Below are 11946 nucleotides of genomic sequence, written 5' to 3'. Positions count from 1 at the left end.
GGACACCCAGGTCGGTGCCGACTGCACCACGGGCGCCGACGGCGAGTGCACCCGCACCGTCGAGGTCGGCACCTACTACTGGCGCGAGACCCAGGCGCCTCCCGGCTACGAACTGCCGGGCAACCCGGTCTTCGGTCCGCTGGTGCTGACGGCGCAGAACGCCGGCACCGGGGTGACGGTCGACGCCGACAACAACGTGACGGAGCCGCCGGTCACCGGTGACGTCACGGTCGTCAAGAAGAACGCGAGCACCGGCGCCAACCTCGCCGGAGCCGTGTTCCAGCTGTGGCAGGAGACCAACGGCGCCCCCGGCCTCCAGACCACCGGCGGCGTGCCGGACACGCAGGTCGGTGCCGACTGCACCACCGGCGCCGACGGCGAGTGCACCCGCACCGTCGAGGAGGGCACCTACTACTGGTACGAGACCCAGGCCCCGCCCGGGTACGAACTGCCGTCCAACCCGGTGTTCGGGCCGCTGACCCTGACGGCGGAGAACGCCGAGACCGGGGTGACCGTCACCGCGAACAACAGCGAGACGGCTCCCGTCACCGGCGCGGTCTCGGTGGTCAAGCAGGACGCGGAGACCGGCGACCCCCTGGCGGGTGCGGTGTTCCAGCTGTGGGAGGAGACCAACGGCATCCCCGGTCTCCAGACCACCGGCGCCACCCCCGACACCCAGATCGGCGGTTCCTGCACCACGCCGGCGAACGGCACCTGCACCCGCACCGTCGAGGTCGGCACCTACTACTGGCGCGAGACCCAGGCGCCCAACGGGTACGACCTGCCGGCCGACCCGGTCTTCGGTCCGCTGACCCTCACCGAGGAGAACGCGGAGCAGGGCGTCAGCGTCGACGCGGACAACGCGGCGACGGCCCCGGACACCGGCGCGGTCACGGTCGTCAAGAAGGACGCGAGCACCGGCGCCAACCTCGCCGGAGCGGTCTTCGAACTGTGGGAGGAGACCAACGGTCAGGCCGGTCTCCAGACCACCGGCGGCGTGCCGGACACCCAGATCGGCGCCAACTGCACCACCGGCGCCAACGGCCAGTGCACCCGCACGGTCGAGCAGGGCACCTACTACTGGCGCGAGACCCAGGCGCCCCCCGGCTACGACCTGCCCGCCAACCCCGTCTTCGGTCCGCTCCACCTGACCGAGGACAACGTCGAGCAGGGCGTCACCGTCACGGCCAACAACACCGAGACGGAGCCGGTCACCGGTGACGTCACGGTCGTCAAGAAGGACGCGGACACCGGCGCCAACCTGGCCGGCGCCGTGTTCCAGCTGTGGGAGGAGACCAACGGCATCCCCGGTCTCCAGACCACCGGAGCCGACCCCGACACCCAGGTCGGCGCCAGCTGCACCACACCGGCCAACGGCGAGTGCACCCGCACCGTCGAGGTCGGCACGTACTACTGGCGCGAGACCCAGGCACCGCCCGGCTACGACCTGCCCGCCAACCCCGTCTTCGGTCCGCTCGTGATCACCGAGCAGAACGCGGACAACGGCGTCACCGTCACGGCCAACAACACCGAGACGGCGGCCGTCACGGGTGAGGTGACCGTCATCAAGAAGGACGCGGAGACCGGTGCCAACCTGGCCGGCGCCGTGTTCGAGCTGTGGCAGGAGACCAACGGCGTTCCCGGTCTCCAGACCACCGGCGGCGACCCCGACACCCAGCTCGGTGCGACCTGCACCACCGGCGCCGACGGCGAGTGCAGCCGCACCGTCGAGACGGGCACCTACTACTGGCGCGAGATCCAGGCGCCCCCCGGCTACGAACTCCCCGCCAACCCCGTCTTCGGCCCGCTCCAGCTGACCGAGGAGAACGCGGAGCAGGGCGTCAGCGTCGAGGCGGACAACGCCGAGACGGAGCCGGTCACCGGTGAGGTGACCGTCGTCAAGCGGGACGCGGACACCGACGCCGCCCTGGCCGGAGCCGTGTTCCAGCTGTGGGAGGAGACCAACGGCATCCCCGGTCTCCAGACGGCCGGCGCCGACCCCGACACCCAGATCGGCGGCACCTGCACCACGCCCGCCAACGGCGAGTGCACCCGCACCGTCGAGCCCGGCACCTACTACTGGCGCGAGACCCAGGCACCCGACGGGTACGAACTCCCCGCCAACCCCGTCTTCGGCCCGCTGGTCCTCACCGAGGCCAACGCCGAGGAGGGCGTCAGCGTCGACGCCGACAACACGAAGACGCCGACCGAGGAGAGCACCATCAAGGTCGTCAAGACCGACGCGAAGAACGGTCGCCCGCTCGCCGGGGCCGTCTTCGAACTGTGGGAGGAGACCAACGGCGTTCCCGGTCTCCAGACCAGCGCCTCCGGCTCCACCCCCGCCGACACCCGTGAGGGTCCCGGCTGCTCCACGGACAGCGCCGGCCTGTGCGTCTTCGACGAGCTGGACCTCGGGACGTACTACGTGCGCGAGACGGCGGTGCCCGAGGGCTACGTCCTCCCGCACAACCCGGTGCGCGGCCCGATCGAGATCACCGATGAGAACGCCGGTGAGACCGTGACGGTCAACGTCGCCAACAAGCGCGGGGAGCCCGGCAAGGGCAAGTAGCACTCCTGCGAGGAACACCGTTCCCGCGCTGACCGGCTGAGGCCGGGGACCGCCACCGCGGTCCCCGGCCTCACCGTTTCGGCCCACTCCCCGGGGCGCGCCCCGGCGCTGACTGGTAGCTCTGGTGGGACCCCGACCGGACGGAGGCCCCGATGAGCCCTGTTGACGACGGCATACCCGCCACGGACGCGCCGCCCGCCGGCCGCCTCGGGGGCCGCGCCCGGGCGCTGGTCCGGGCGGGCTGTTGGCTGCTGCTGGCCGGCGCGGGCCCGGCACTGGCCGCGCCCCCCGCGAGCGCCGCGGGCGCCACCAGCGCCGCCCGGTCCGCGGTGGAGTGCACCGCCTCCACCGGTCCCTACCAGCGGCAGTTGGAGGAGCACCTGGAGCGGCCGGTGGACGGGGTGCAGTCGACCGAGGACTGCGTGGCGATCCGCGGCTTCCAGGAGGCCGAGCGGATCGTCCCCGCCGACGGGTACGCGAACCTGCTCACGTACCGGGTGATGATCGCCGTCCGGGCGCGCGCCGACCCGAACGCGGCGGGGCTGTGCCCGGACCGCACGTACCTGGTGACGTGCATCGACCTGGACCGGCAGCTGCTGTGGGTGCAGCGGGGCGGGAAGGTGCTCTTCGCTCCGGTACCGGTGCGCAGCGGACGCGACGGCGAGGAGACCCGCACCGGCTGGCACGTCATCTACTGGCGGAACAAGGACCACGTCTCGACCCTGTACGACAACGCGCCGATGCCGTACGCGCAGTTCTTCGACGGGGGGCAGGCGTTGCACGGGCGGCCCGACGACCTGTTCGACGGGGGCGGCTCGGCGGGCTGTGTGAACCTGCGGTTGGACGACGCGGCGGTGCTGTGGGACCTGCTGGCCGTGGATGACGCGCTGTACGTCTGGGGGAGCAAACCGGGGACCGTCGACTGAGCCGCTCGACCGGGCCCGTCGGCTGAGCCCCCGGTACGTCCGGCGCACTCCCGTGCGCCCCCGCGCCCGCGTTTCCCGTCCGAAACCTCTACGCGACTTCGCTCAGTTTTAGAATGAATCTAAGCTAGGATGGGTTCGTCACCGCACAGGAGGCCCGTCCCATGTACGAACCGATCCGCACGAAGTCGGTCCACACGATGGCCGACTCCCCCCGCGCCGCCGACTATCCGCACCGCTCCCGCGAGGAGGAGCTGGACATCCAGCTCGCCGGGCACCTGTCGGCGCTGCTCGCCGTCACGGACGAACTGCGGGCCCTGACCCCGGGCCCCGACCTCGACCGGGCCGCGGAACGCATCGCCGGACGCATCGCCCGGCTGCGCGACGGAGCCGCGCCCGTACGGTCGACGTCGGTCACCACCGTCACCGGACCGGGCCGCGCCCGCTCCGTCGCACTCCACCGGCGCGCCCACGCCCTGGCCGGCCGCGCCCTGGTGGTGGCGGCCTCCCGCGCGGACACCGCCGCCGCGATCCTCGCCGCCGAGCGCATGGACGCGCACGCGGCGGCCGTCGACGGCGCGGAGCCCCCCGCGGAAGCTCCGGCGGAGCGCCCCGCGGAGGTCGCGACGGACGCCGAAGCGGCCCCCGCCGGGCACCGGGCGGGGCGCGGCGAGCGGCGGCGGAAGGTGGCCGCGGCCCGCTGAACCCGCCCCCGACGCGGCGACGTGCGCACAGCGATGAGCCCCCGGAGGCCGTTGTCCTCCGGGGGCTCACCCCTTGCTCCGCGCGGGGCCGGGGCCCGCGTCCACCGGGTGGGCGGGCGCGGTCCCCGGCCCCGTACGGAGCGGCCGTCCGCCGGCTAGGGGAAGGACCGGCGGATCGTGGTCCGGGGCCGTGCGGCTCAGCCGAGGCGCTGCACCAGTGCGCGGTACTCGTCCCACAGCTCCTTGGGCGTGTGGGAACCGAAGGTGTTGAGGTGCTCGGGGACCAGGGCCGCCTCCTCGCGCCACACCTCCTTGTCGACGGTGAGCAGGAAGTCGAGGTCGGCCTCCGAGAGGTCCAGGCCCTCGGTGTCCAGGGCGCCCTTCGCGGGCAGCACGCCGATCGGGGTCTCGACTCCCTCGGCGGTGCCGTCCAGTCGCTCGACGATCCACTTCAGGACCCGGCTGTTCTCACCGAAGCCGGGCCACACGAACCGGCCCGCGTCGTCCTTGCGGAACCAGTTGACGTAGTAGATCCGCGGCAGCTTCGCCGGGTCCTTGTCCTTGGCCACGTCGACCCAGTGGGCCATGTAGTCGCCCATGTTGTAGCCGCAGAACGGCAGCATCGCGAACGGGTCGCGGCGCAGCTCGCCCACCTTGCCCTCGGCGGCGGCGGTCTTCTCGGAGGCCACGTTCGCACCGAGGAACACGCCGTGGTTCCAGCCCAGGGACTCGGTCACCAGCGGCACGGCGGTGGCGCGGCGGCCACCGAAGAGGATCGCCGAGATCGGCACGCCCTTGGGGTCCTCCCACTCGGGCGCGATGGTGGGGCACTGGGCGGCGGGCACCGTGAACCGGGCGTTGGGGTGCGCGGCGGGCACGCCGGACTCGGGGGTCCAGTCGTTGCCCTTCCAGTCGGTGAGGTGGGCCGGGGTGTCCTCGGTCATGCCCTCCCACCAGACGTCGTTGTCGTCGGTCAGGGCGACGTTGGTGAAGACGGAGTTGCCCCACAGCGTCTTCATCGCATTGGCGTTGGTGTGCTCGCCGGTGCCCGGGGCCACGCCGAAGAACCCGGCCTCCGGGTTGATCGCGTAGAGCTGGCCGTCGGCGCCGAAGCGCATCCAGGCGATGTCGTCGCCGATGGTCTCGACGGTCCAGCCCTTGATGGTGGGCTCCAGCATGGCGAGGTTCGTCTTGCCGCACGCCGAGGGGAACGCGGCGGCCACGTACTTCGCCTCGCCGCTCGGCGGGGTCAGCTTGAGGATCAGCATGTGCTCGGCGAGCCAGCCCTCGTCGCGGGCCATCACCGAGGCGATGCGCAGCGCGTAGCACTTCTTGCCGAGCAGGGCGTTGCCGCCGTAGCCGGAACCGTACGACCAGATCTCGCGGCTCTCCGGGAAGTGCGAGATGTACTTGGTGCTGTTGCACGGCCACGGGACGTCCGCCTCGCCCTCGGCCAGCGGGGCTCCCAGGGTGTGGACGGCCTTCACGAAGAAGCCGTCGGAGCCCAGCTCGTCCAGGACGGGCTGTCCCATGCGGGTCATGGTGCGCATCGCGACGGCGACGTACGCGGAGTCCGTGATCTCCACGCCGATCGCGGAGAGCGGCGAGCCCAGCGGGCCCATGCAGAACGGGACGACGTACATGGTCCGGCCGCGCATCGAGCCGCGGAAGACGCCGCCCTTGCCGTCGACGCCCCGGAACACCTCGCGCATCTCGGCGGGGGCGCGCCAGTGGTTCGTCGGGCCCGCGTCCTCCTCCTTCTCGGAGCAGATGAAGGTGCGGTCCTCGACGCGGGCGACGTCGGTCGGGTCGGAGGCGGCGTAGTAGGAGTTCGGGCGCTTGACCGGGTCGAGTTTGCGGAACGTGCCCTTGGCGACGAGCTCCTCGGACAGGCGCTCGTACTCGGCTTCCGATCCGTCGCACCAGACCACGTCGTCCGGCTGGGTCAGCTCGACGATCTCGCTCACCCAACTGAGGAGGCCCTGGTGGGTGGTGGGCGGGGTGAGGAGGGTGTCGCCGGTGGTGCCGGGAGCCGCGATGTCGCGCGCCACGATTGCTCCTAAATGAGGGTTCGTTGTCTTCCGCCCCTTGGGGGCTGCGACCCGGATGCTTCACGACGTGAGTGAGGGCTCACGCCTTGGCGCTCATCCGGTGCCGACCGCACTCATTTGATCCTCCGACGTTGTTGCGCATATGTCCAGAGGGCTTCACAAGTGAGCGGCGTGAGCCTCGCCACGGTGCGCCACCGGCGCGGACCACGGGGCGCACGGGGACCCTGCGCACCCGCACCGCACACGAGGCGCCCCCGACCCCGTACGCCGGGCGCACACCAGGGGCGCACCACAGGGGCGCGCCCCAGGGCTCCGGCGGGGACTGGAGGGCGGCCGGACGGGGGGAGATGATGGACCTACGGAGGCGTAGGTACCATGCCGAACATGACTGCGCCTGTGCCCGCACCCCCGGATTCACCAGGTCCGAAGGACGACCGAGCCATGGAGCCGGGCGGCGCGCGCCCAGCCCTCTCAGTCCCCCACCAGACGGACCCGCAGCCCATGACGCAGACGCTGACACCGGATTCCGGCGCAACCGCCGCGACCACGGGAACCCCGGAACTCAAACCGAAGCTGCGCGGCTGGCTGCACGCGGGCATGTTCCCGGCGGTCCTGGTCTCCGGACTGTTCCTGACGGCACTCGCCGACTCCACCCGGGGCCGCATCGCCTGCGGGATCTACGTCCTCACCGCCTGCCTGCTCTTCGGCGTGAGCGCGCTGTACCACCGGGGCAACTGGGGCCCCCGCGCGGGCGGACTGCTGCGCCGCCTCGACCACGCCAACATCTTCCTGATCATCGCCGGCACGTACACCCCGCTCACCCTGCTCCTGCTGCCCGACGCCAAGGGCCAGTGGCTGATGTGGGGCGTGTGGGCCGCCGCGGCGGCCGGGATCGTCTTCCGCGTGTTCTGGGTGGGCGCCCCGCGCTGGCTGTACACCCCCTGTTACATCGCGATGGGCTGGGCGGCGGTCTTCTTCCTCCCCGACTTCCTGCGCACGGGCGGCATCGCGGTCCTGGTGCTGGTGATCGTCGGCGGGCTCCTCTACAGCGCGGGCGGCGTGATCTACGGCATCAAGCGCCCGAACCCGTCCCCGCGCTGGTTCGGCTTCCACGAGGTGTTCCACTCCCTCACCCTGGCCGCGTTCGTCGTCCACTACGTCGGCATCTCCCTCGTGGCCTACCAGCACGGATAGCCCCTCCTCCCCCAGGCCCAGGTGGCCGCGGCTCCCCGCCGCGGCCACCTTTTTCATGCCCGGACCCCGCCCCCCCCCTGGCGCGTTCCCCACCCGAACCCCTGAACCATATTGACAGCGACTCCCAAATGACAGCTACTCTCACTTCATGGTCACCCTGCACCCGACGATCGACACCCCGCCGCACCCCCGCCGCTGGTGGGCCCTGGGAGCCCTGGTCGCCAGCTTCCTCGCCCTCGGCTTCGACCTCACGATCCTCAACGTGGCGCTGCCGACCATGGCCGGCCAGCTCGGCGCCTCCACCGGCGAACAACAGTGGATGGCCGACGCCTACGTCATCGTCTTCGCCGCGCTGATGCTGCCCGCCGGACTCCTCGGCGACCGCTACGGACGCCGCCGCATGCTCATCGCCGGACTCGCCGTCTTCCTCCTCGGCTCGCTCGCCGGCGCCCTCGCCGACGACGTCCCCACCGTGATCGCCGCCCGCGCCGCCATGGGCATCGGCGGCGCCCTGATCACCCCGCTCGCCCTGTCCGTCCTCCCGACCCTCTTCGGCCCCGACGAACGCGGCAAGGCCGTCGCCGCGGTCACCTCCGCCTCCGCACTGGGACTGCCGCTCGGCCCGATCGTCGGCGGCTGGCTCCTCGACCACTACGGGTGGGGCTCCGTCTTCCTGATCAACGTCCCCATGGCCGCCCTCGGCATCACCGCCTGCGCCCTCCTGCTCCCCGAGAGCCGCGACCGGGCCGCCCCGCGCCTCGACCTCACCTCCACCGCACTGACCGTCGCCGGGCTCGGCACCCTCATCTACGCGATCATCGAAGCCCCGCACCGCGGCTGGACCGACCCCCTGACCCTCGGCCCCCTCCTCACCGGCACCGCCCTCGTCGCCGCACTGGTCGTCCGCGAACGCGGCGCCCCCCGCCCCCTGCTCGACCTGGACCTCCTCACCCGCCGCCCCTTCCTCCTCAACACCCTCGCCGCCACCCTGGTCATGTTCGTCCTCGCGGGCCTGATGTTCGTCCTGCCCCCGTACCTCCAGACCGTGCTCGGCAACGACGCCTTCGGCACCGGGCTACGGATGCTGCCGCTGATGGGAGGCATGCTGATCGCCGCGAAGGCTTGCGCACCGCTCGCCGCACGGTACGGAGCACGTGCCGTGATCGGCGGGGGGCTGGTGGTGCTGACCTGCGCCGCGCTCCTCGGCAGCCGCACCGCACCCGACTCGGGCTACGGGTACGTCGCCCTCTGGCTGGGCACCACAGGACTCGGCTTCGGATTCGCGGTGGTCGCCGCGATGGAAACGGCACTCGGCACGCTGCCCGCCGAGCGCGCGGGCACCGGCTCCGGCCTGCTGATGACCGTGCGGCAGGTGGGCAGCGCCCTCGGCATCGCCCTACTGGGCTCCCTGCTGTCCAGCACCTACGGCGCCCGCGTCACCGGCGACGCCACCGCCGCACTCCCGCCCGGGGCCGCCGACACGGCACGCGAATCCGTCGTCGCCGCGCACCTGTTGGCCGAGCGGCTCGGCGCACCGGAACTGGCCCGGGCCGCGGACGCCGCGTACCTGGACGGCATGCGGCTCGTCCTCGTGGTGTGCGCAGCCGCCGCCCTGCTCACCGCACTCGCGGCCCTCACCCTGCTGCCGTCGGGCGGGGACGGCACGCACCCCGCCGATGGCCGACAATGAGGCCATGCCCGCCACCGCACCTCCACCGTCTCCCGTGGACCCGTCGCAGCTCGGCCTGCGGGAACGCAAGAAGCTCAAGACCCGCGTCGCGATCCGCGAGGCCACGTACCGGCTCATCACCGAGCAGGGCTACGAGGCGACGACCGTCGAGCAGATCGCCCAGGCGGCCGAGGTGTCGCCGAGCACGGTGTTCCGGTACTTCCCCACCAAGGAGGACATCGTCCTCACCGACGAACACGACCCGGTCATGGAGGAGGCCCTCCGCAACCGCCCCGCCGAGGAACCCCTGCTCGACTCACTCCGCCACGTCCTGCGGCAGACCATGGAACATTCCATGCGCCACGAACCCGAGGTCACCAAGCTCCGCATGCGCCTGATGGTCGAGGTCCCGGCGGTCCGTTCCCGCAGCCTGGAGAGCATGTCGGTGACCGGCGGCATGCTCTGCCGCGTCATCGCCGAACGCACCGGCCGCGACCCCGCCGAACTGGAGGTCCGCGCCTACGCGATGGGCCTCGTCGGCACCCTCTTCGAAACCTCCCGCTACTGGGCGGAACGCGACTACCCCGACGACATCGGCGACCTGCTCGACCGCGCGCTGACCGTGTTCGCCCAGGGGCTCGGACCCGGCGTCGCACGCGCCAACCAGGGCGGCCCCACCGGACGTTGACGTCGAGAAGCTGCCGGACACGCTCCCCGGGCCCTGCTGAAGTGGTGTGCGCACCCCACGCCCCCCCCGCAGGACGGAACCCGATGGCCACCGCAGCGCCCAGCCGTTTCCCTTCCCCACCCCCGGCGGCCCCGACCGACGCACCACGGTCACCGCTCGTCTCCTGGCTGGCCGTGGTGTCGGTGGCCCTCGGCATCTTCGTCATCGTCACCACGGAGATCCTCCCGATCGGCCTCCTCACCACCATCGGCACGGACTTCACCGTCTCCGAGGGCACCGCCGGCCTGATGATGGCGCTCCCCGGCATCCTCGCCGCGGTCTCCGCCCCGCTCGTCACCTCGGCCCTGGGCACCACCGACCGCCGCCCGGTCCTGGCCGCGTTCGTCCTACTCCTCGCAGTCGCCAACTTCCTGGCCGCCGCCGCACCTTCCTACTGGCTCGTCCTCCTCTCCCGCGTGCTGGTCGGCATCAGCATCGGCGGCTTCTGGTCCGTCGGCGCGGGCCTCGCCGCCCGCCTGGTACCCGCCGCGTCCGTCGGGCGCGCCACCGCCGTGATCTTCTCCGCGGTGCCGCTCGGTTCCGTGCTCGGCGTACCGCTCGGCACGTACATCGGCTCCACGGCCGGTTGGCGCGTCGCGTTCCTCACCATGGCCCTGCTCACCCTCGCCGTCCTGACCCTGCTCCTCCTCGCCCTCCCGCCCCTCCCCCCGCGGCGCCCGGCCAACCTCTCCGTCCTCGGCGACCTGCTCCGCACCCCCGCCACCCGGTACGCGCTGGCCGTGACGTTCCTCGTCGTCCTCGCCCACTTCGGCGCGTACACGTACGTCACTCCGTTCCTGGAACAGGTCCCCCAACTGGACCCCGACCTCGTCACCGTCTGCCTCCTGATCTACGGCGCCGCCGGCATCGCAGGAACCTTCCTCGCGGGCTCCGCGGTGTCCCGTGCACCTCGCGCTGCCTTCGGGTGCGCCGCGGCCCTGATCGCGGTCGCGACGCTGGCCCTGTCGGTCTTCGGCCACTGGGGGGTGGGCGCGGTGGCCCTGCTGATCGTGTGGGGCGTCGCGTACGGTGCGGTGCCGGTCTGCTCCCAGACCTGGTTCGCCCGCGCGGCTCCCGGTGCGACGGAGGCGTCCTCGGTCCTGTTCACCTCGTCGTTCCAGGCGACGATCGCCCTGGGCGCACTGGCCGGCGGAACGGTCGTCGACCACGCCTCCACGTCCGTGGTCATGGCGGCGGGGGGCGCTACGGCGATTGTGGCGGTGGCGGTCGTTGGGGTTGGGGTGCGGCGGGCGGGGGTGGTGGGGTGAGGTGGCTGCGGTGGTGGGTTGCGTTAGGCGCGGCTGCTCGCCGGCTCAGGCGCAGCCGGGGCATGGCAGGCCCTCCAGGGCTGACGGCGGCCGGCGGCGTCCTGCGCCATCACGTAGTCAGAGAAGTTTCCTACCCTCCAAGGCTGATGAGGACCCGCCCGGCCGCCTCAACATGCGCGCGGCTCTCGCCCGGTTTCCAACCCTCCAGGGCTGACGAGGACCCGTCTGCCGTGTCGCGGTGGAGGCCGAGGAGATCACGTTTCCAACCCTCCAGGGCTGATGACGACCTGGAACGGGGTACGCCGCACGGATTGCTGAGCTTGAGGAGTTTCCAACCCTCCAGGGCTGATGACGGCCGCCCGGCTCGCCGCAGCCGCGGCCGAGCAGCTCGCTTTTCCAACCCTCCAGGGCTGATGAGGACGACCACTACGGCAACCACGCGGGGCACTTCAGCCCCTCGTTTCCAACCCTCCAGGGCTGATGAGGACCCGAGGGTAAAGTCGCAGGTCAACGCACCCCCGTGAGCGACGCAGGAAGGGGAAAGTGCAGCGATCCGCTGGTAGTGCATCACCGCAGGTCAGAGGATGTCTCCGGGGCCGCCGAGGACGACGCCCAGGGTGTTGGCCTCGATCATGTTGGGGACCTCGCAGTGTACGAGACGATGCTGTCGTAGTTCGGGTCGATCACCGTGCTCAGCGCAGCCATCAGAGCACGGTACTGCGCGGCCGACAACTCGCCCTGGAACACACTGCGCTGCGTCCAGTGGAGGTACTTGCGGCAGGTCTTGAGGACCTTCGGGTTGCGTTCGACGGCCGTGTCGTAGACGAGGATCACGAACACC

At 71.8% G+C, this 11946-nt stretch carries 9 protein-coding genes; 7 read left to right on the top strand and 2 right to left on the bottom strand.

Going from position 1 to position 11946, the window contains the following annotated elements; genetic code table 11:
• From ACFWIA_RS08285 to ACFWIA_RS08275, 3 genes are all read left to right on the top strand, one after another.
• Positions 1-2569: SpaA isopeptide-forming pilin-related protein (locus tag ACFWIA_RS08285; RefSeq protein ID WP_387001631.1), on the top strand; the 2569-nt coding region annotated here is incomplete at its 5' end.
• A gap of 152 nt (positions 2570-2721) precedes the next feature.
• The gene (locus tag ACFWIA_RS08280) at positions 2722-3495 is read left to right on the top strand and encodes a L,D-transpeptidase (protein WP_387001629.1); all 774 of its coding nucleotides are present in this window, start codon (positions 2722-2724) and stop codon (positions 3493-3495) included.
• 161 nt (positions 3496-3656) lie between these two features.
• A complete protein-coding gene (locus tag ACFWIA_RS08275; protein ID WP_387001627.1) occupies positions 3657-4196 on the top strand; it encodes a hypothetical protein in 540 nt (179 codons plus the stop codon).
• A 197-nt stretch (positions 4197-4393) separates the two neighbouring features.
• Here the strand turns inward: ACFWIA_RS08275 and ACFWIA_RS08270 are convergent, their stop codons facing one another.
• Entirely contained in the window at positions 4394-6247 is a 1854-nt protein-coding gene (locus ACFWIA_RS08270; RefSeq protein ID WP_387001625.1) for a phosphoenolpyruvate carboxykinase (GTP), read from the bottom strand.
• 384 nt (positions 6248-6631) lie between these two features.
• On the opposite strand from ACFWIA_RS08270, the gene ACFWIA_RS08265 reads away from it, so the two are divergent.
• The 4 genes from ACFWIA_RS08265 (at position 6632) to ACFWIA_RS08250 (ending at position 11105) form a co-directional block, all read left to right on the top strand.
• Positions 6632-7441 (top strand): hemolysin III family protein, encoded by an 810-nt coding sequence (locus tag ACFWIA_RS08265; RefSeq protein ID WP_387001623.1) that lies wholly within the window; start codon positions 6632-6634, stop codon positions 7439-7441.
• 148 nt (positions 7442-7589) lie between these two features.
• Positions 7590-9131 carry an MFS transporter gene (locus ACFWIA_RS08260; RefSeq protein ID WP_387001621.1) on the top strand — a complete coding sequence of 514 codons (1542 nt, stop codon included), beginning with the start codon at positions 7590-7592 and terminating at the stop codon, positions 9129-9131.
• A 4-nt stretch (positions 9132-9135) separates the two neighbouring features.
• Positions 9136-9798, top strand: coding sequence for a TetR/AcrR family transcriptional regulator (locus tag ACFWIA_RS08255; RefSeq protein WP_387001618.1), 663 nt, complete (start codon positions 9136-9138; stop codon positions 9796-9798).
• Between the two features lie 83 nt (positions 9799-9881).
• Complete coding sequence (locus tag ACFWIA_RS08250; protein ID WP_387001616.1) at positions 9882-11105, top strand: MFS transporter; 1224 nt, start codon at positions 9882-9884, stop codon at positions 11103-11105.
• Between the two features lie 630 nt (positions 11106-11735).
• Here ACFWIA_RS08250 and cas2 read toward each other — a convergent pair.
• Entirely contained in the window at positions 11736-11945 is a 210-nt protein-coding gene (gene cas2 / locus ACFWIA_RS08245; protein WP_387001614.1) for a CRISPR-associated endonuclease Cas2, read from the bottom strand.
• Position 11946 lies beyond the last annotated feature (1 nt).

This window comes from Streptomyces sp. NPDC127068 (assembly GCF_042724695.1).
Lineage (GTDB): Bacteria > Actinomycetota > Actinomycetes > Streptomycetales > Streptomycetaceae > Streptomyces.
Note: the sequence above shows the minus strand (reverse complement) of the source record. Positions and strands in the feature narration are given on the sequence as shown.